This is a genomic window from uncultured Polaribacter sp. (assembly GCF_947500975.1).
Taxonomy (GTDB): domain Bacteria; phylum Bacteroidota; class Bacteroidia; order Flavobacteriales; family Flavobacteriaceae; genus Polaribacter.
In genome coordinates, this window is the sequence record NZ_CANMUE010000005.1 from 24,870 (window position 1) to 45,486 (window position 20,617).

Below are 20,617 nucleotides of genomic sequence, written 5' to 3' on the forward strand. Positions count from 1 at the left end.
ATTAAAAAAATGATATTAGTTTACACACATAAAATAACACCAAGAGTTCGTTATATTTTTAAGCATATTTTTTTCAGAACTTTAATGTTAAATGTAGATTTTACAACTAAAGTTGAAGAGTTTGTTGCGCATAACGGTCCTAAATTATCCTATACAAATACGGCATTAGGAAATGAGTTTTTTGTAAAAAGTAACCCATTATTGTTTGAACAGGGCGTAAATGATTTAGAATTAAAAATTCAAAAATGGGATGAAATTCCTTGCTTTTTTAATACAAATTTAAAATCAACAATTCCTTTTGATATTTTTGCAGCAAGTTTTTATTTAATTTCAAGATACGAAGAGTATTTGCCGCATGTAAAAGACATACATGGAAGATATACAGCAGAACAAAGCATTGCTTATAAAGAAGGGTTTTTAGAAAAACCAGTAATAGATATTTGGGCATTTAAATTTTTAGCAGTCTTGCAAAATAAATTCCCTGATTATAACTATAAAAAAAGAGATTATAAATTTATTTCAACAATTGATATAGATAATGCTTTTGCATACAAACACAAGAGTTTAATAAGAAACGTTGGTGGTTTTATTAATGATTTTTTTAAATTTAAAATTCTTGATATTTGGAATCGTTTTGCAGTAATTGTAAATCTAAAAAAAGATCATTTTGATACTTTTGATAAAATTTTAAGATTAAAAAAAGAATATAAAGTAAATACTATTTTCTTTTTTTTAATGGGTGATTATACCACTTTTGATACGAATATTTCTGCTGCTAAAAATCGATATAAATTATTAATTAAACAGATGGTAGATTATGCAAAAGTAGGTTTGCATCCATCATATTTTAGTATGCAAAATACTTCAACTTTAAAAAAAGAAAAAGAACGATTAGAAAGTATTACAAATATGCCTACCAAAAGATCAAGACAGCATTATTTACGTTTTAATTTACCAGAAACTTATCAGCATTTAATAGATTTAGAAATAGAAGAAGATTATTCTATGGGATATGCAAGTAATGTTGGTTTTAGAGCAAGTACCTGTACACCTTTTTATTTTTACGATATAGATTTTGAAATTCAAACACCTTTAAAAGTATTTCCTTTTGCTTTGATGGATACTACTTTAAATGATTATATGAAATTAACACCTAAACAATCTTTAGGTAGAATTAGAGATTTAAAAAACGAAGTTAAAGCCGTAAACGGAACTTTTATTACATTATTTCATAATGAAACTTTAAGCGATTATTTACGTTGGAAAGGTTGGAAACGCTTGTACGAATCGATGTTAAAAATTGCGACTTCTTAAATGATAAAATGCATTAAAAGACAAGATTTAGACCTAATAAAATATGATACTTGTATAGAGAATTCAATACAAAGTAGAATCTATGCACTTTCTTGGTATTTAGATATTGCTGCTGATAATTGGGATGTTTTAGTTTTGGATGATTACCAAGCTGTAATGCCAATTCCTTGGCGAAAAAAAATGGGTGTTAAATATGTGTATCCTCCTTTTTGGATGATAGAATTAGGTTTTTTTTCTTTAAATGATAAAGTAGATTCTCTACCTTTTTTTAAAGTACTTTTTGATAAGTTTAAGTTTGTAGAGTTAAGAATGAATACTACTAATAGAATTCAGGAGTCAAAAGAAAATTTGATAGATAGAAATTTACAATTCATTTCTTTAAATTCTGACTATAATTCTATTTTTAAGAATTACAATAGAAATAGAAAAAGAGAATTAGTACATGCTAAAAAAAACGATTTAATAGAAAATTGGAATGATAATCCAGAAAAATTAATTTCTCTTTTCAAAGAAAATATTGGAATTAGAGTTAAAGAGATTAAAGAAAATGATTATAATAAATTATTAAAATTAATGCTAATCTGTTTAAAGAAAAAAAATGGTGATTTATTAACCGTTTTTGATTCTAATAATAATATAGTATCTGCAGCATTTTTTTTAAAATATAATCATAAAGTTACTCAATTGGTATGTGTTTCTGATATTAAAAATAGAAAGAACGGAGCGCATACTTTTTTTAATGATAGAGCAATTTTTAAATACCAACCCAATTTTAATGAGTATAATTTTGGTGGTTCTTCTATGAAATCAATAGCAAATTATTATAAAAGTTTTGGAGCCGAAACAGTAAAATATCAACAGGTAAAATACAATAATTTACCTTTTTTATTAAAGTGGTTTAAGAAGTAGTTTTTTATATAAAAACCAAAACCATAGTAAAGATAAAATACCCGAAAACCACATTAAAATAGCTGTTGTAATTGCTGCTCCTTTTATGCCATATTTTGGAATTAAATAATAATTACTTGCAATATTTATAACCAAAGATAAACTTGTGATATAATAGTTTATATGAGCTTTTCCAATAGATGAGAGTAAGTTTCCAAACAGGCCTCTAAAAATAAAAATTCCAATAATTCCAATTATTAATATTAAAAAAGGTTCTTTAAATTGAATGAAGTTACTATCCAAAAGAGCTAAAATTTGTTCTGAAAAGAAAAAACAAAAAAGTAATAATCCACAACTTAATAAAAAGAAAAATAACATGTAACTTTTTATATAATTCAGAATATATTCTTTATTGAAAATATTTTCAGTAAAAGTTACAAAATCGGTAGCAATAAAAACTCTTGGTAAAAAAAGGAGGCTAAATGGAATTAAAGAAATGTACCTGTAATTTGTAATCATTTCTGTGTCTTTTAGTAAATAACCAATTAACAACATATCTATCACAAAAAGCAATTGAGTAACTACGTTAGATAGGCTTGTAAAAAAGCCATATTTCCAAAAAGAAAAATCGATAATGTTTAGTTTTACTTTAGCCTTAAAATTAATATTCAATTTTTTAATAAAGAAGAGAGAAGTTATTAAAGGTGTAATTAAAAGAGCAATTGCATAACCGACTTCTTTAAAGAAATAACTTAAAATAAAGACACTTATTAAATTTATAATACTATGTGATAGCTCAGTATATGCAAATAATTTATTTTTATGCTGAAGTCTAAATTGAGCTCTAATTATTTCAAATAAATATGAAGGTAGAATTATAAAAGATAAAATAATTACATAAAACTGTGTTTTGTCAAACTCAAAATTGATAAAAAAACTACTAATAATAATTAAAGCAATCAAAGCTAAAGATGCTAAGGTTCCTTTTTTTAAAACAGAAATAAATAAACTGTTTTTTTCTTCCTTGTTTTTTAAAAGAGCGCCATACCTAATAAAACTTTGGTGTAATCCAAAACCAGAAATAGGTATTATAAACACAATAATATTGTAAGAAAAAAGGACAACACCTAACTCATCATTTGAAATTAATTTCAGAGCTAACCAAGAGGCGATAAATGAAAATAATCTAGCAAATAAAGTAGCTCCAAAAACATAACTTCCAGATCTATTTAAAAAATTTGACAGATAATACTTAAGTAGTTTCATTATTTACAAAATGCTAATTAAACTTTTATTGCTTTTAAGTAAAGGCTTGTAAAATCATCTGCAACAGTATCTTCACTAAAGTTAGCTTTTACATAATCGTGCATTTTATTTTTTGCAGCAACAAAATGTTTCTTGTTATAAAAATTTATGATTTCTTTTTTTAATTTTTGTTCATTTTTTTTAGGGATCAATTTTCCAAAATCTTCAGGAAAAAACTCACTAATACCACCAACATTTGTAGAAATTACGGGTATTCCACAAGAAAAAGATTCTAAAATAACACAAGGTAAATTTTCATAATTACTAAAAAGAACAAACAAATTACTGTTTTGTAAAACTTTTGCAACTTCTTTGTATGGTATTTGATCTTGAAAGTGAATTATACTAGGCTTAATACCTAACTTTAAAGCATGTTTTTTATATTTTTGGGAGTTTTCACCAATTAAATTTACTTTAAAATGTTCAATTTCATTTTCAAGCTGTTTAATTACATTTAAAAAACCGGTTACATTTTTATGTGTATCCAACATGTTCGAAACATGCGTAATAGTATATGTTGATGTTGGTTTCTCTATCGGATAAAATAAATCCGTTTCTACAATATTTGGTACTCTTTTAAATGTACCTTTTAAACCAATATGTTCAATAGATTTTGTTAAATTATTTGAAACGGGGCAAACAAAAGCAGCATTTTTACAGATGATTTTTGAGATTAATTTCTGAAAAACAGAAATATTTTTAGATTGTGGTTCATGATAACCTGTCCAGTGCTCAGATATGATAAATTGCTTTTTCTTAAACCATTTTAAGTACAAACAGTATATGCCAAAAGGATATAATTCATTTAGGTGAATTATATCAATTTTTTCGATTTTTTTTAAGAGTATAAAAAAAGCTTTTAAATACAGAAATGTTTTTAAAAAAAGGTTTTTACTACTTTTTAAATAAGCAATTTGAGTATTTAAGTTTCTACCTTTTTCTGCTGTAATTTCTATATTATTTTTTTGATTTTTGTCAGAAATAATATGAATTACATCTACTAAGTGTTTTTTTGCAACAGCTTTTGCGTGCCTTTCAATAAAATCTCCATTAAAAGGAGATACTCTAGAAGGGTACCAACCACAAATAAATAAAACTGATAATTTTTGTTTCAAAAAATAACCTTTAATTTAAACAAATATAACAACTTAAAATGAGGATTTGTTGTGTAATATTTTTACTTTTAACGGCATGCAAATACAACACGTCTTTTTTGATTTAGATCATACCTTATGGGATTTTGAAAAAAATTCTGATTTAACTTTTGAAAAAATATTTTTAAAATATAATATTAAAATTGATATTCATGCTTTTTTAGAAGTATATAAACCCATAAACTTAAATTACTGGAAATTATTTAGAAATGAAAAAGTAACCAAAAGTGAGTTAAAATACGGGAGATTAAAAAACACTTTTGATGCTTTGAATTATACCGTTTCTGATGATTTAATTGATTTAATTTCAGTTGATTATTTAGACTTTCTACCTCATTTTAATCATTTATTTCCGGATGCATTTCAAATTTTAGATTACTTAAAAAATAAATATCAACTTCATATAATTACAAACGGATTTGAAGAAACCCAAGCAAAAAAAATGGAATCTTCAAAAATTGCACATTATTTTGATAAAGTTATCACCTCGGAGTCTGTTGGAGTTAAAAAACCAAATTCAAAAGTTTTTGAGTTTGCTTTTCAAATTACAGGAGCAAACAAAGACAATTCTATAATGATAGGAGATAGTATTGAGGCTGATATTGAAGGAGCCCTAAATGTTGGTATGAAAGCAATTCATTGTAATTTTGATCAACAAAAAATTAGCAATATTAATTTCATATCCATAACTTCGCTTATAGGAATTAAACAATATTTATAATATTAATACGTTAGTTACAAAACGAAAATATATGAAATCTAAACAAAAAATAAGCTTTCTTTTATGCTTTTTAATGCTTACTTCTTGTTATCAGACTTTAGATTTTGATCAGTTAGATAATTATGTTTTAAAACCAGTATATACATCACCAATAACTTATTTTACAGTTTTACCTTTTCAATTTTTTGATTCTAATGGAATACAACAATTTAGTATTTCTGAAGAGTCTGAATTTCCTGTATTTGAAAACTCTTTTTTTAGAGATAATGTTGTTAAATTGGATTTCAATCTTGAAATTAGAAATGAGTTTGATAGAAATGTTATTTTACAAATTGAATTAATAGACAATAATAACAACTCTGTTTATAATTTTAATTCCATCGAAATTGATGCAGGAGAATTAAATTATAGTTTTTTAGAAGAAATAGAAACTACAACAAATCTAAACTTAACCAATACGGCTAAAATTAGAATTACTGCATTTATAGAAAATACTGGAACACCTATGAATTCAGCAGATACAAGTGAATTTGTACTTAAATCATCAGCAACAATTTATATAGAATCAAGTTTATAATGATAAGAAAAATACTTTTTGTCCCTCTGTTTTTTTTGATTATGAAAACATTTTCTCAAAATAAACAAGTTTTATATGATTTTGCAGGTCTACCCCAAACACTTTTGTTGAATCCTGGAGCAGAAACTAATTTTAAATATCATGTAGGTATTCCTTTATTATCAGGAGTTTCTTTTGACTTTGGTTCTTCGCAATTCGTTTTATCTGATTTATTTGCCGTTGACAATATTGATATTAATGATAAAGTTGCTTCTGTTTTAAATAGTATTGATGAAAGAGATTATCTTAAAATTAATACCCAAATAGAGGTTTTAAATTTTGGTTTTAGGCTTAATAATAAAACATATTTGAGCGCAGGGTTCTATGAAGAGTTAGATGCAATTGGTTATTACCCTAAAGATGTTCTTACTTTTTTAACACAAGGTAATGGAGATAATGTTTTTAGAAATATTAACTTGTCAGAAATTCGTTACAAAGCAGAATTATTAGGTGTTTTTCATCTTGGAATTACTAAAAAAGTAAATGATAAATTAACATTTGGTAGTAGGTTTAAAATTTATTCATCGGCATTTAATTTAGAATCTAAAAATAATACTGGAACATTTTCAACAATCCAAGGAACTAACAATATTTACACACAGTATTTAAATAATGTAGATCTTAACTTTAAAACAGCAGGTATTATTAGAGATGACGAATATATAAGTGATAGTAGTATCTTTTTGAATAATACTTTATTAGGTGGTAATTTAGGTTTGGGTTTAGATTTTGGTGTTACTTATCATATTACACCTCAATTACAATTTTCTGGAAGTATCCTAGATCTAGGATATGTCTCTTATAAAAACGATATAAAAAACACTAAAGTTGAAGGTGATTTTGCTTTTGAAGGATTAGACTTTCCTTTAAACAATTTATCTTCAATAGAAACTTGGAATGAGCTTACTGACCGATTTGAGGAAGAAGTTCCGGTAACTGATGATAATGAATCTTATGTTTCTTGGAGACCAACCAAATTAAATTTCGCTTTAAAATATAGTTTTGGAGAAAAAAGAAGTGAGGTTTGTTATGATAATTCTTATAATGATTTTTTTACTGATGCAGTTGGAGTACAGTTATATAGTGTTTTTAGGCCGTTAAGCCCTCAGTTAGCTTTAACGGGTTTTTATCAAAAATCGTTAACAAAAAAAATTCACACTAAAATAACTTACACTATAGATGATTTTTCTTACTCTAATCTTGGTGCAGGCTTGTCTGCTCAATTAGGAGCTGTAAACTTATACGGAATGATAGATAACATTTTAGAGTTTAAAGACCTTTCTTCCGCAAATAGTATTTCATTTCAAATGGGCATTAACCTAATATTTAACTAAAATGATAAAAAAAATAATCTATTTATTAATTTTTTTGATGAATTTTTCTGTTTTCAGCCAGAATACAACTAATAATTATAAATATATAATTGTACCAGAGAAGTTCGATTTTTTAAAAAAAACGGATGAGTATCAAACAAGTTCGCTCATGAAATTTTTATTGAAAAAGAAGGGCTTTGAAGTTTTTTTAAGTAACGAAAAATTCCCAGCAGAATTAGCTGCAAATAAATGTTTGGCATTATTTACAGATATTAAAGATGCATCTTCTATGTTTTCAACAAAGAGTACAATACAGATTAAAGACTGTAGCGGTAAGTTGATTTTTAGTTCTAAACAAGGTAAAAGTAAAGAAAAAGCGTATAAAAAAGCATATCATGAGTCAATTAGAAATGCATATAATACAATGTCAGATTTTTCTAATACTTATTTATCTTCTAATATTGAGGAAATAAAGAAGCCAAAAAATATTATAGATAAACCTGTTGGAAAAACAATAATTGCACCTCAAATAATAAAAGTTAAAGAGTTAGAGCAGAAAGGCAAAGTTATTAAAAAAGAATCTAAACTTTTATATGCGCAACCAAATGCAAACGGATTTCAATTAGTAAATATGACTCCTAAAGTTGTTTTTATAATTTTAAAAACTAATGTTAAAGACGTTTTTGTAATCAAAGATAAAAACGGAATTTTATTTAAAAACAATAGCTATTGGTTAGCCCAATATTATGAAAACAATCAATTAGTAGAAAAAGAATATCAAATAAAATTCTAGTAATCGTATTTTTTTTTCCATCTTTTTTGTAATATTTCTCTAAACTGATTTTCCCTAGCATTTTGTCCTGGTTCATAGATTTTTGTACCTGAAATTTCATCAGGTAAAAATTCTTGTTCAACAAAACTATCTGGGTAATCATGAGAATATTTATAGTTTTTACCGTAATTTAAGTCTTTCATTAATTTAGTTGGAGCATTTCTTAAATGAAGAGGTATAGATAAATCTCCTGTTTTTTGAACCAAATTTTGTGCTTTACCTATAGCTACATAAGAAGCGTTACTTTTAGGTGAATTTGCTAAATATACTGCACATTGACTCAGTATAATTCTAGATTCTGGATAACCAATTGTAGATACTGCTTGAAAAGTATTGTTTGCTAAAATTAAAGCTGTTGGGTTTGCATTTCCAATATCTTCAGAAGCAGAAATCAACAACCTTCTAGCAATAAACTTTACATCCTCACCACCTTCAATCATTCTTGCCAACCAATACACGGCAGCATTTGGGTCGCTTCCTCTTATCGATTTTATAAAAGCAGAAATAATATCATAATGTTGCTCACCTGTTTTGTCATATCGAACTGTATTTTTCTGAATTTTTTCTAAAACAAGTTTGTTAGTAATTTCAATTTCATCATCAGTAGATACTAATAACTCAAAAATATTTAGAAGCTTTCTGGCATCACCACTAGAAACCTGTAACAAAGCATCAGTTTCTTTTAAAATAATTTTTTTGGTCGATAAAAGCTCATCTTTTTCTATTGCTCTATGCAAAAGAGCTATTAAATCAGTTTTATCAAAAGAATTTAAAATATATACCTGACAACGAGAAAGTAGGGCAGGTATTACTTCAAAACTTGGGTTTTCTGTGGTTGCCCCAATTAAAGTAATCCAACCTTTTTCTACAGCACCTAATAAAGAATCTTGCTGAGATTTACTAAACCGGTGGATCTCATCAATAAATAAAATTGGATTTTTTGTTGAAAATAATCCTCCACTTTTTTTGGCCTTTTCAATGACATCTCTTACATCTTTAACGCCAGAACTAATAGCACTTAAAGTATAAAATGGTCTCTTAGATTCTGTAGCAATAATATTTGCCAACGTGGTTTTTCCAATTCCTGGAGGTCCCCATAAAATTAAAGAAGGAATGACTCCTTGTTGAATTAAATTAGTTAAAACTCCATTTTTACCAACTAAATGTTGCTGACTAATATAATCATCTAAAGTTTTAGGCCTTATTCTTTCTGCCAAAGGTTCATTCATTCAGTAAAAATAATAAACATTTCTGACAGAATTTGCATAAATCTTTTTTGGTTAGATTTTTGTTATTTTTATGTTGATGACAACAAACAAAAAACTCGCATATTCAAATTCAATATTTTTAATTCCTGCAATCTATGTAATTAGTATTTGGTTTATTTATGGAATTGAAATTAAATATGGATTCAACTTTAACAAGTTTGGGGTCTTTCCAAGAACTTTAAGTGGTTTTAAAGGTGTTTTCTTAACACATTTTATACATAGTAACACATCGCATCTATTTAATAATTCAATTCCTTTATTTGTGCTTTTAAGTAGTGTTTTTTATTTTTATAAAGATGTTGCTTATAAAGTTTTATTGATTGGTGGGTTCTTTACTGGTTTTATTACTTGGATTATTGCAAGAGAATCTTTTCATATTGGAGCTAGTGGCGTAGTGTACTTACTTTTTAGTTTTGTTTTTTTTAGTGGAATTATTAGGAAGCATTACAGGTTAGTATCACTTTCTTTGATAGTAATTTTTCTTTATGGTAGTATGATTTGGTATGTTTTACCAATTAAAGAAGGGATGTCTTGGGAAGGACATTTATCTGGTTTTACTGTAGGTTTAATTTTAGCTTACTTGTACAGAAATAAGGGGATTACCAAAGAAGCACATCAATTTACAAAAACAGAGTTCGATTTACTATTTGATGAGGAAGGTAATTTTTCTCCTCCAGAAACAGTGGAGGAGGAGCTACCAGAATAAATGTGATATGTGTTTACTAATTATTTTTGTCTTTGCCTCACAGTTTCATATAAAAAAACACCACAAGCAACAGAAACATTTAGTGATTCTATTTCGCCAAGTAAAGGTAGTTTTGCTTTATAGTCTGACATTTTTAAAATTGATGGGTTTACCCCTCTATGTTCAGAACCCATAATAATTGCTATTGGTTGATTAAAATTAACATCATAAATAGAGTCTTCTGTTTTTTCTGTAGCAGCAACAGTTTTAATATCAACAGCATTTAACATATAAATGGCATCTTTTATATGGTCTACTTTACATATTGGTATTTTAAAAGCTGCGCCAGCTGAGGTTTTTATTGTTTCAGCATTTACAGGTGCACTACCGTTTTTCTGAACAATAATACCGTTGACACCAGTACATTCAGCAGTTCTTATTATTGCTCCAAAATTTCTAACATCAGAAAGTTGATCTAATAATAAAAACAGAGGTACTTTATTTTCATCTAATGTTTTCTCAATTAATTGTTCTAGATCATGAAATTCTACAGGAGATATTTGGGCAACAGCACCCTGATGGTTATTGTTTTTTGATAATCTATCTAATTTTTCTACAGGTACTATACTTGTTGTAATTTTCCTTTCTTTAATTATTTTATCAAGTTCATAAAATAAATTTCCTCTTAATCCTTTTTGAAGGTAGATTTTATTTATAGTAGAATCACTTTCTATGGCTTCAATTATTGCTCTAATTCCAAAAATGGTTGTTAATTTATCTATCATTTTGCAAATGTATGTTAAAAATAAAATCTAACCCAAATAATATTAATGTTAGGCATTTCAGCTTAAAAAATAAACCATCAAAACTTCTAAGTTTTGATGGTTTATTTTAAAAGTTATATTAAAAATATTAGTTAATAATAAATTTATGTGTAACTTCATTACCTTCAACAGAAAACTTAATTAAATAGACCCCACTTGAAAAGTTTGATAAATTTATTGAGCTTTCATTGTTAGACAACTCTAATATATCTGAATACATTTTTTGACCTGATAAATTATAAATAATAAATTTAGTTTCCCCTAAATCATTTAGAGACTTGATATTTATAATTCCATTAGAAACTGTAGGATATATTTTTATCTCAGATGAAGATAAAATATTTTCATCTAAACTTAGAGATTCAGCAGTAAATTGACCAGAAAATACACCTCTACCATGGGTAGCTGCAAATACCATATTATCATCTCTTAAATCTAAATCTAATACTTTAACATTACTCATACCATTATAAGATGGTAGCCAAGTAGGGTTTGTATCAGAAAAGTTTGAAGTATACCAAACTCCAAGTTCTGTACCAATAATAACTTCTTCTAAATTAAGAGGGTTTTGTAATATTGCTTTTACAGGCAAGTCTGGAAGGTTTCCGTCTTTTGCTTGCCATGTTACTCCTTTATCACTTGAATAATAAATATTATTTACACCATAATTATGTAAGGTTACAAAAATATCATTCTCAGTTTGACCAAACTCTAAATCAGAAATACTACCTATCAATCGGTTTTCATCTAAACCTGTCCATGTAGGGTTTTCACTGTCAGCATTTTCCACCAAGAGAACATCACCTAAAATGGTACCAATAAGTAAGGTTGATGATGTAGTAGTATGTGGTGATACAGTAAAGGCTGTTGGTGTTGTTGTTAATAGTTCATCAGTTAAATCTGTTTTAGTTAATGTAGTTGTAGATTTAATACCAGAATACCTTTTTACTATATAATTACCTGATGCAGAATAATTAGAGTATAAAATATCTAAATTAGAATCTAATGCTTGAGGATTGATAAATGCACCATTACTCTCATTTTCACTATTTATTGAAACATTATCACCATCAAAGTTATATAAATTAATTCCACCATTATATACATAATTACTAATTATATATCTATCTGTACCATCTTGATCCATAAATGTATATGCACCATCACCTCCATAAATTTCAGTAGAACTATCAGGCCCATTTGAGTTACCGTTTTCAATTAATACCGTACCATTATCTTGTAATCCGCCTGCAAAATAATCTCCATCAAAAGCCGTCGTTGGTCCCACACCCAAAGTATAAAACTGAGATGTGATTAAACCATTTGTTCTTTCTACAATAGTAGTACCACCATTAGAGCTATAAGCAACACCACCATCATTACCAAATATAACTTTATTAGAATCATTATGTCCAAAAGCAGCAATGTGCTGGTCTGAATGAACATATTGATAACCAAAACCACCATACCAGTGAGAAATCTGATTCCAAGAAGATGCTCCATTGGTAGATTTAAATAAGTCAATTCCTCCAGTATATACTATATCATCATTATTTGGAGCAACCTCTAATAATAAATCATAAAAAGCTTGTCCTCTTGTAAAATCATTTGCTGTAATATCTGTATCAGCATCGTCAGGAAGTGTTTTTGTTCTTACTCCAAAAGCTGGTACAAATCCAGAAGTGGTACTTATTATTGTAACTCCTCCTGTTGTTAGTTCAGCTAAAACATAAATTTTACCTGCTGAGGTAGAAGAAACAGCTATTTGTGTTCTAGAACCATTTGTAACAGTATAAATATTAGAAAAATTTACACCATCAGAAGAAGAAAAAATTTCACCACCTCCATCTCCGTATATTTTGCTCTGAGTTGTTGAGACCCATATTTTGCCACTAGAATCAATTTCAATATCATTAGGGCAGTGTTTGTTTCCATCTTCAGTTAATGGAAGTGATAATTCCGTCCAATTATCTCCACCATCAATTGATTTATATAAACCGTATGATAAACCACCGATAGTTGTAGCTGAATTAGAAGATCCATATAATGCATCAGCAGCAGCTACATAAATTTCAGATACACCTTCATTATTTTTTATTTTAATATCATTTATATGCTGTATTCCAGGTACAACCATTGCGGTAAAATTACCTTCAGCAGGGTTTAAAGAACCACTTACAGTACCAGTTTCTAATGCAGCTTCAATTAAATCTCCAGTTTCTTTAGATATCATAACAGCAGGAATTGTAATTGTTGAATCTTCTCCCCCCATAGGTATTGGCTCTCCAGATACGTTATTTAACATTATAACCGCTATAGCACCATTATCTTGAGCATTTTTAACTTTTACAACAAAGTCACAGTTACCTCTTCTTATTACAGCTATTTTACCTGTTGCATCGTCCCCAAATGAGTTGCAAGCTTCAGTTGCAGTATCAGCACTATCATTTGCCATTATGAACTCTGCCGATATTACAGAAGTTATTTCTGGGCCAAAGTTAGTTGTAGGAAATGACTGATAATCACCGGCAATTTCTGAAGGAGAGTTTACCGTAATATTTGATGATGATACAAAATAGCTAACACCTGTGTTTCCTCCAAAAATGTTTGTCCAAGTTGAACCCCCATCAATAGATTTCCATATACCGTCACCATTAACTGACCCATCTGTATGTCCAACATATGATTCTCCTGTACCAACATAAAATACATTTGTATCATTTGGGTCAAAAGTAATACTAGAAACTGCTAAGTTCTCAGGTATTCCAACTCTTTCCCATACCGAATTTTCATTAGAAATATTTGAATTTTTCCATAAACCACCACTTACACCTCCTGCAAAAACGGTTTCATCAGTAGCATCGTTTGGATCAAACATAAGCGCTCTAGTTCTGCCTCCAACATTATTAGGGCCTCTATTTATCCACATATTATCTATATCATCTCCAGGGGTACGTGAATAATTGTTACTTTTTTGTAATAGTTCTTTTTGTATTTCTGCTACTTTTATTGGTGTTGGTCTACCTAGTTCTGGATTCATAGTAAGAATCCACTGTTCTTCGTTATATTTATTAGGTGTTAAACCTTGTGCTTTTCTTTCTAGTTTTGATAATTTTAAAGTTTCCTTAAAAGGGTTTTGCTCTATGTTTTTTTTATGAACTGATTTTATTTTTGAATTATTTATAGAACTTAATTCTTTTTGATTTCCAAAACTAAAAACTAAAGTTAGTAGACTTGCAAGAACTATTGTTGAAAATAATATAATTTTTTTCATATTTATAATTTGTTTTTTAAATATAAAAGCACCTATGAAGAAATGAATCACACAGGTGCTTAAATTAAAATTTATTTGTAACTTTAAATATTAGTACTCAGAAAGTGTATATTCATAGCCATTAGCTACTTCTAATACAACGATTAAGCCTCCTAAACCAGAACCCATTCCTAAATTGTATTCATTACTAGATATTGACCCAGTAGTATTCTCAAAATATTCTTGACTCCAACTTAAAGTTAATGGAATTGTGTCTGTTAAACCTAAACTAGAATAAGGGTTAGAATATAAATCTGCAACAAGATAGTAAGTGCCATCTGCTAAACCATAAAGTACATTTTCTTCTGGGCAATCAGTACTTCCTAAAACATAACCTAAATAATTAAATGCAGAATCATATAATATTAAATCAAAATCAATTTCGCAAAAAGAACCAATAGTAATATCATCAGAAGTTGCAGTTGAATCCCAAGATAAACTTAGTGCTAATTGATTATTAATATAATCATCTTCAATAGAAACAGAATGAGTAAAAGAGCTTACATCAAAATTTGCTCTAGATACAGCACCAATTTCTAATGTTTCAGTACCTTCAATATCACCAGTTTGTAATATATTAACAGATGCTGAGGCTGTTAAATTCCCCGCTTTAATTGTAATAGTACCAGCTTCAAAATCACTTGAATTTGCAGTACCTCCTGTTTGAACTAAATCTATAACAGCATCTATTGGCTGTACTTCAGTTAATGTTGCCGTTATAGTTACTGCATAAGTTGTAGCATCATCAGCATCAATAGAATTCTCACTAAAAGTAGTAGGAGAGCTAGATGTTAAAGTTACAGTTGCTGTGCTATAATTTATTAGTGATGCACCAGTATTGTCATCATTTTCATTACAAGAAGTAAGAAATATACAAGTAAGAGCAAATACTCCAACGTTTTTTAATATTTTTTTCATAATTGTTTATATTATTTAATTTTTAAACATTGTATAAGAGTAACCATCAAATATTCCTTCAACAGAAACACTAGGCCATACTAAGCTACCATCTGCATCAACATAACCTTCTGCTGTTATAGGATAACCTCCTGCAAATGCCCATTCGTTAATACTCATTGAAAGAATACCACAAGTATCAGTAAAATTAACCCAATATCCTGATGTAGGCCATCCAAGCATCTGATCACTTTGATACTTACCTGGAGAAAGTTCAGTAATTGTGTAAGTATAACTTCCAGAACTATAGTAAACTGTATATGTACCTGCTAAATCAGAAGAACAGTTAATCACTAATTGATATTCTAATGCAGAATTGTAATAATATACATCTCCATCATTTTGGGTAACTCTTGCTTTAATAGCCAAAACATCTCCAATTCTTAAATCATCAACAGTTACATCAATTCCAGATATTAAATCATCTAAATTATCAATAACTAAATTATATGGTAAAGTTGTAGTTTCAGATAAAACAATATCTTCGCCACCATTAAATGATTTTACAATTTCTATTTTAGAAATATTATCTAACGTACCAGATGCTAATGCAATTGTATAATCTAAATATGCATTTGTAATTGTAACTGTAGCATCATCTAAATCTACGCCAACTTCAGGGCTACCTAATATAGAACTATCAGATGAAGCACTAACACTAATAATCATCCCTGGTTCATCTGCTATTTCAGCAACTGTATCAATATTACTTTCACAAGCCGTAAACGCTATTATGCTAGCTATTGCAATAAATATATTTTTTATATGTTTCATTTGTTAAAATTTTATTTTGTTAAATAATTTTACTGCCACCATAATGGAGTTGTTAATAAATCTGCACCTTGTACAGAAACTGCTTCAGTGTAATTAGCATTATTTAAAGACTGTTGTGTAGCAGGATAGTTAAATCTTGTAGGTATTGAAGAAACTGCAGCATCTATAGCTAATGGTAATTCTGGGTAACCAGTTCTTCTCCATTCAGCCCATGCTTCAAATCCTTGCATATATAGAGCAACCCAAGATTGTTCAGCAATTTGTTGTAACCCTGCTGTACCACTAAGGTAGTTTATTGAAGGAGCAGATACTCCGTTAGCCTCACAAGATGCAGTAATACCAGCAGCAAAATAAGTTGCAGCATCACCAGAGATGTACCCTTTTTCGGCAGCCTCAGCCATTAATAAATTTAATTGAGCATAGCTCATAAAATAAGCAGGTTGTTCAGCTTCAAGATACTTTTCACCTATTAAAGAAACATTGTTAGAATCACCGTAAATTGAGTTTCCAATATCTTCTATACCTGCAGGTTTACCAACATATCCACCACCAGATCCATTACCGCCAACTTCTTGAGCATAAACGGCTAATCTTGGATCTCCATAAGCATTCATATAATTAACTAACTCTTCACCAAGACACCATTCAGTATCTCTTCCGCCATCAACTAGACCTTCATACCAAGGGTTTGCGTTTGGAGCTGCAGAAAGGTAAACTAATTTAGCTTCATCATTATTACTTGAAAATAAATTACCCGCATTAACTAAAGATTGTAAACCACTTGTGTTTCCACTTCTCATTAATACTCTAAATTTTAGAGAATTAGCAAATTTTTTCCATCCAGTATAATCTCCATAATAAAGTAAATCTTGACTTGAATCAATTGTACCATTACCATTAAGTAACGCATCAGCTTCTTCTAGCATAGCTATAATTGCAGGATATATTTCTGTCTGACTGTCATCATAAGCAGGAGTAATATTACCAGTAGTATCAGCTCCTAAAGCTTCTGTCATTGGAATATTACCAAATGCATCAGTTAAAATTTGATATGCATTCGCTTTGATAACTAAAGCAACACCTTGCATGTTACTATTACCTTCTTCTAAAGCTAATTTTTGCATTACATCTGCATCTTTAATAACTGAAGCATATAGTACAGACCATAAGAACTCTATACTTCCTTGCCTAGGTATATACAATTCATTATCATTATAAATTGGTTTTGCTAGATGTTGTACCCAACAAGACCCAGCTTCACCTGCTAAAAAATAATCGTTAATTCTATCTGCTGTAGATCTTAATGTCCCAGCCAATAATAATTCACTAGGAACCGATACTGGATCATTCGAATTTGTATTAACTTCTTCAAAGTCGCTATCACAACTTGTAAGCGTTATTATTTGACTAACAACTAAAAACACTAATAAATATTTAATTTTTCTCATTTTAATATTTTTTAAAATTTAACATTTAAGTTAAAACTAACACTTCTAGTAGACGGTATTTGAGCATACTCTATACCTTGATTACCAGTTGCACCACTAAATGCAGATTCTGGATCAATATGTGGTACTTTACTGTATAATAAAGCTAAGTTTCTAACAGTTGTACCAAAAGAAATTTGGTCTACACCAGTATTTTGTAATAATCTTTTTGGTAATGTATAAGTTAAACCTAACTCTCTCCATTTTACAAAAGAAGCATCATATACAGATGATTCTGCTATGTTCTGAGAGTAAGTAGTACTATAAAAGCTACTTGCTGATGCTACAACATTGTTTGTTACATATCCTCCATTTCCATCAGACATCACACCATCTCCAACTATTCCAGTTTCTCGACCTTGTAATGTTTCTTCTAAAACACCTGCATATTTACCCCATGAATTAGTTTGAGAGTAAATATCTCCACCACTTTTAACATCAAATAGAGTTGTTAAACTAAAGTTTTTGTAAGACATGTTTACATTTAAACCTCCTGTCCAATCAGCATTGATATTTCCTAAAACTTTAAATGTTGGATCTCTTTGTGGTAATCCATTAGCGTAAATAATTTCTCCTGAATCATCTCTTAAAAAGCCAGGTCCATAAATTGCACCTACAGCTTCTCCTTCTTTAGCAACAATATCTACATTCCATAATCCACCTAAAACAACTTGTCCATTGTTAGTTGTTGCATCATCATCTATATTATTAGCTTCATTTACATTCTTTGCAAAATTTATATCTATACCCAAATTAAATCCATCTTCATTTTTTATGATATCTGCGCCTAATGTTAACTCAAGACCTTTATTTGTAATATCAGCTACGTTATCCCAATAAGAGGTATTACCAGAAGCAGGGTCAATATCTTTTGCCATAATTACATCTGTCGTTTCTTTGTTGTAGTATGTTACATCTAAACGTAACCTGCTTTTAAACAAACGTGCTTCTAAACCAACTTCAATTTCTTCTGTACTTTCGTTTTTAATATCAGGGTTCCAAAGAGCTCCAGGGTAAAAAGCAACAGGAGTTGTTCCCCATGGATTAGAAGAGTAAGAAAAACTAGGTTCTATACTATAAGGTGCTAAAGGACCGGCACTACCAACATTAGACCAACCACCTCTTACTTTTAAATAAGAAATTGCATCACTTTTAATATCAAACATCTCACTAACAATTATACTACCAGTAACACTAGGGTAGAAAAAACTATTATTATTAATAGGTAATACAGATGCCCAATCATTTCTACCTGTAATATCTAAGAAAGCATAATCTTTATAAGAGATACCCACAAAACCAAATACACTATTTATTTTTTGATCAATCTGTCTTTGCGATAAAACAGGAGTTACACCATCTCTAGTATTAGAAATATTGTATAGACCAGGTAGTTGTAATTCTGGAGCACTCATATATAATCTATGGTAATTATTAACCATCATATTACCACCAATATTAGCATTCAATTTAAAATCATCAGATAAATCAGTATTGTAGCTTAATATTGCTTGACTGTTAATTTCATATCTAGTACGTTGAGTTTCTGAATAAGATCCACGAACACTTTGGTAGGTTCCAAAAGCACGTTTTTGTGTGTCTAAAGAAGAAAAATAATCAATACCTGTTTGAGCATTAATGCTTAATTTATCAGTTAATTTATAACCTAAATTAACATTACCTAATAACCTATTTCTATCAAAAGAGTTAGTATTATTATCTAAAGCCCAATATGGATTGTTGTTATATGCTAAGTTCCAGTTAATTGGTGTAGCTACGTCTGCACCTGCTGCAAAGCCAGTAGGTAAGTTATTATAATCTTTTAAGGCATTAAAATCTACATTACGACCAGCCCAAACTAATTGACCTATTTGATTATTAGAATCTCCATAACCAACAGAAGGTAAGTTATCACTTTCAGACTTTGAATAGTTTACACTAAAACCTGCAGTCCATTTATCTGATAGGTCAAAATTAACACGACCCCCTATATTATACTTTGTTAAATCAGTATTGTACAGAACACCAGTTTGGTCTGTAACTCCTATAGATAATCTACTACTGTAACCTTCTCCTCCTTTAGAAAAAGAAATATTATTATTTGTTGTGATTCCAGTCTGATAAAAGTCTTTAACATTGTCAGGTTGTGAAACCCATGGTAAGGCTTCACCGTCAACAGAATTCCATTGTATAAATTCAAGTCCAGCATCTAAAGCTGGCCCCCAACTTTCATCAACACCACCATCACCTGTTACCCCGTCAACAAATTCAAAATAAGTTGAGCTAGGTCCTTGACCATAAGAGTTTTGATAATCTGGAAGAATATAAACATTTTCAAAACTAACACTTGAAGAAATTTCAATACCTAATTTATCTGATTTTTTACCAGATTTAGTTGTAACAACAAGGACACCATTAGATCCTCGCATACCATAAAGAGATGTTGCCGAACCACCTTTTAAAACATTAATACTTTCAATATCATCTTGGTTTAAATCAGCCAAACCATTTGGAGTACTGTTACCACCATAAGCTCCAGAACTACCATAGGAAGAATTGTCCATTACAACTCCATCAACAACAATTAAAGGTTGAGCATTACCGCTAATAGAAGAAATACCTCTAATTACAATTCTACTTTCTGCACCTACTGCTCCTGAAGAATTTGTAATACTAACACCTGCAACTTTACCACTTAAAGAGTTGACGATGTTTGCGTCTCTAACTGTAGTTAATTTTTCAGAACTAACTTGTTGTGTTGCGTAACCTAAGGCTTTTTCTTCTCTTTTTATACCTAATGCAGTTACAATTATCTCATCAAGAACTTCACCACCTTCTACTAGTTTTACATTGATAGTATTAGCGTTGCCAACTGTTCTTTCAGCAGTTTCATATCCCAAATATCTAAACACAAGGATATCTCCATTGTTTGCTTTGATAGAATATTTACCGTCAAAATCTGTTTCAGTACCAATGTTGGTTCCTTTTTTTACTACACTTACTCCTGGGAGTGAACCTGAACTATCAGATACAGTACCGGAAATAGTTTTGTTTTGTGCAAACGAAATCTGCACGACAAACGCTAATAAAAGCGTTAAAATTCCATTAAACTTTGTTTTCATTGTATAATCATTTGAATTAATTAACTCCAAAAGTCTTAAATTAA

16 protein-coding genes are annotated in these 20,617 nt (G+C 29.2%); 7 read left to right on the top strand and 9 right to left on the bottom strand.

Annotated elements, in window-relative coordinates:
- Positions 1 to 9 precede the first annotated feature (9 nt).
- The gene (locus Q0733_RS06955; protein ID WP_298780594.1) at positions 10 to 1,314 is read left to right on the top strand and encodes a polysaccharide deacetylase family protein; all 1,305 of its coding nucleotides are present in this window, start codon (positions 10 to 12) and stop codon (positions 1,312 to 1,314) included.
- Entirely contained in the window at positions 1,315 to 2,223 is a 909-nt protein-coding gene (locus tag Q0733_RS06960; protein ID WP_298780596.1) for a hypothetical protein, read from the top strand. It begins immediately after the preceding gene.
- Here Q0733_RS06960 and Q0733_RS06965 read toward each other — a convergent pair.
- Both Q0733_RS06965 and Q0733_RS06970 read right to left on the bottom strand, forming a co-directional pair.
- Positions 2,203 to 3,468: a polysaccharide biosynthesis C-terminal domain-containing protein gene (locus Q0733_RS06965; RefSeq protein WP_298780598.1), complete on the bottom strand. Its 1,266-nt coding sequence runs from the start codon at positions 3,466 to 3,468 to the stop codon at positions 2,203 to 2,205. The two genes, Q0733_RS06960 and Q0733_RS06965, sit on opposite strands and share 21 nt — an antisense overlap.
- A 17-nt stretch (positions 3,469 to 3,485) precedes the next feature.
- Positions 3,486 to 4,622, bottom strand: coding sequence for a glycosyltransferase family 4 protein (locus Q0733_RS06970; RefSeq protein ID WP_298780600.1), 1,137 nt, complete (start codon positions 4,620 to 4,622; stop codon positions 3,486 to 3,488).
- Positions 4,623 to 4,698: 76 nt separating this feature from the next.
- Here Q0733_RS06970 and Q0733_RS06975 point away from each other — a divergent pair, with 76 nt between their 5' ends.
- From Q0733_RS06975 to Q0733_RS06990, 4 genes are read left to right on the top strand one after another with little or no spacing between them, the layout of a single operon-like run.
- The gene (locus tag Q0733_RS06975; RefSeq protein ID WP_298780603.1) at positions 4,699 to 5,382 is read left to right on the top strand and encodes a YjjG family noncanonical pyrimidine nucleotidase; all 684 of its coding nucleotides are present in this window, start codon (positions 4,699 to 4,701) and stop codon (positions 5,380 to 5,382) included.
- Positions 5,383 to 5,413: 31 nt separating this feature from the next.
- A complete protein-coding gene (locus tag Q0733_RS06980; protein ID WP_298780606.1) occupies positions 5,414 to 5,959 on the top strand; it encodes a hypothetical protein in 546 nt (181 codons plus the stop codon).
- Positions 5,960 to 6,000: 41 nt separating this feature from the next.
- Positions 6,001 to 7,332 (top strand): DUF5723 family protein, encoded by a 1,332-nt coding sequence (locus tag Q0733_RS06985; RefSeq protein ID WP_298780609.1) that lies wholly within the window; start codon positions 6,001 to 6,003, stop codon positions 7,330 to 7,332.
- Between the two features lie 37 nt (positions 7,333 to 7,369).
- Positions 7,370 to 8,104 (top strand): hypothetical protein, encoded by a 735-nt coding sequence (locus Q0733_RS06990; RefSeq protein WP_298780611.1) that lies wholly within the window; start codon positions 7,370 to 7,372, stop codon positions 8,102 to 8,104.
- Here the strand turns inward: Q0733_RS06990 and Q0733_RS06995 are convergent.
- On the bottom strand, positions 8,101 to 9,372 hold the full coding sequence (locus Q0733_RS06995) for a replication-associated recombination protein A (RefSeq protein ID WP_298780614.1): 1,272 nt from the start codon (positions 9,370 to 9,372) through the stop codon (positions 8,101 to 8,103). The two genes, Q0733_RS06990 and Q0733_RS06995, sit on opposite strands and share 4 nt — an antisense overlap.
- A gap of 76 nt (positions 9,373 to 9,448) precedes the next feature.
- Here Q0733_RS06995 and Q0733_RS07000 point away from each other — a divergent pair, with 76 nt between their 5' ends.
- The gene (locus tag Q0733_RS07000) at positions 9,449 to 10,117 is read left to right on the top strand and encodes a rhomboid family intramembrane serine protease (protein WP_298780617.1); all 669 of its coding nucleotides are present in this window, start codon (positions 9,449 to 9,451) and stop codon (positions 10,115 to 10,117) included.
- A 20-nt stretch (positions 10,118 to 10,137) separates the two neighbouring features.
- Here the strand turns inward: Q0733_RS07000 and rlmB are convergent, their stop codons facing one another.
- The 6 genes from rlmB to Q0733_RS07030 form a co-directional block, all read right to left on the bottom strand.
- Positions 10,138 to 10,881, bottom strand: a complete 744-nt coding sequence (rlmB, locus tag Q0733_RS07005; protein WP_298780619.1) for a 23S rRNA (guanosine(2251)-2'-O)-methyltransferase RlmB — start codon at positions 10,879 to 10,881, stop codon at positions 10,138 to 10,140.
- Between the two features lie 127 nt (positions 10,882 to 11,008).
- Positions 11,009 to 14,194, bottom strand: a complete 3,186-nt coding sequence (locus Q0733_RS07010) for a PA domain-containing protein (protein ID WP_298780621.1) — start codon at positions 14,192 to 14,194, stop codon at positions 11,009 to 11,011.
- Between the two features lie 90 nt (positions 14,195 to 14,284).
- Positions 14,285 to 15,151, bottom strand: a complete 867-nt coding sequence (locus Q0733_RS07015; protein ID WP_298780624.1) for a hypothetical protein — start codon at positions 15,149 to 15,151, stop codon at positions 14,285 to 14,287.
- A 15-nt stretch (positions 15,152 to 15,166) separates the two neighbouring features.
- Positions 15,167 to 15,964, bottom strand: a complete 798-nt coding sequence (locus tag Q0733_RS07020; RefSeq protein ID WP_298780626.1) for a hypothetical protein — start codon at positions 15,962 to 15,964, stop codon at positions 15,167 to 15,169.
- A gap of 29 nt (positions 15,965 to 15,993) precedes the next feature.
- Positions 15,994 to 17,412, bottom strand: a complete 1,419-nt coding sequence (locus tag Q0733_RS07025) for a SusD/RagB family nutrient-binding outer membrane lipoprotein (RefSeq protein ID WP_298780628.1) — start codon at positions 17,410 to 17,412, stop codon at positions 15,994 to 15,996.
- A gap of 11 nt (positions 17,413 to 17,423) precedes the next feature.
- Positions 17,424 to 20,573: a SusC/RagA family TonB-linked outer membrane protein gene (locus Q0733_RS07030; RefSeq protein ID WP_298780630.1), complete on the bottom strand. Its 3,150-nt coding sequence runs from the start codon at positions 20,571 to 20,573 to the stop codon at positions 17,424 to 17,426.
- Between the last annotated feature and the right edge of the window lie 44 nt (positions 20,574 to 20,617).

Bases quoted from the DNA above. Each gene is read 5' to 3' on its own strand.
- Q0733_RS07010 (WP_298780621.1), bottom strand. From the start codon at position 14,194: ATGAAAAAAATTATATTATTTTCAACAATAGTTCTTGCAAGTCTACTA.
- Q0733_RS07000 (WP_298780617.1), top strand. From the start codon at position 9,449: ATGACAACAAACAAAAAACTCGCATATTCAAATTCAATATTTTTAATT.
- Q0733_RS07020 (WP_298780626.1), bottom strand. From the start codon at position 15,964: ATGAAACATATAAAAAATATATTTATTGCAATAGCTAGCATAATAGCG.
- Q0733_RS07025 (WP_298780628.1), bottom strand. From the start codon at position 17,412: ATGAGAAAAATTAAATATTTATTAGTGTTTTTAGTTGTTAGTCAAATA.
- Q0733_RS06965 (WP_298780598.1), bottom strand. From the start codon at position 3,468: ATGAAACTACTTAAGTATTATCTGTCAAATTTTTTAAATAGATCTGGA.
- Q0733_RS06990 (WP_298780611.1), top strand. From the start codon at position 7,370: ATGAATTTTTCTGTTTTCAGCCAGAATACAACTAATAATTATAAATAT.
- Q0733_RS06985 (WP_298780609.1), top strand. From the start codon at position 6,001: ATGAAAACATTTTCTCAAAATAAACAAGTTTTATATGATTTTGCAGGT.
- Q0733_RS06975 (WP_298780603.1), top strand. From the start codon at position 4,699: ATGCAAATACAACACGTCTTTTTTGATTTAGATCATACCTTATGGGAT.
- Q0733_RS06995 (WP_298780614.1), bottom strand. From the start codon at position 9,372: ATGAATGAACCTTTGGCAGAAAGAATAAGGCCTAAAACTTTAGATGAT.
- Q0733_RS06980 (WP_298780606.1), top strand. From the start codon at position 5,414: ATGAAATCTAAACAAAAAATAAGCTTTCTTTTATGCTTTTTAATGCTT.
- Q0733_RS06955 (WP_298780594.1), top strand. From the start codon at position 10: ATGATATTAGTTTACACACATAAAATAACACCAAGAGTTCGTTATATT.
- Q0733_RS07030 (WP_298780630.1), bottom strand. From the start codon at position 20,573: ATGAAAACAAAGTTTAATGGAATTTTAACGCTTTTATTAGCGTTTGTC.
- Q0733_RS06960 (WP_298780596.1), top strand. From the start codon at position 1,315: ATGATAAAATGCATTAAAAGACAAGATTTAGACCTAATAAAATATGAT.
- Q0733_RS07015 (WP_298780624.1), bottom strand. From the start codon at position 15,151: ATGAAAAAAATATTAAAAAACGTTGGAGTATTTGCTCTTACTTGTATA.
- rlmB (WP_298780619.1), bottom strand. From the start codon at position 10,881: ATGATAGATAAATTAACAACCATTTTTGGAATTAGAGCAATAATTGAA.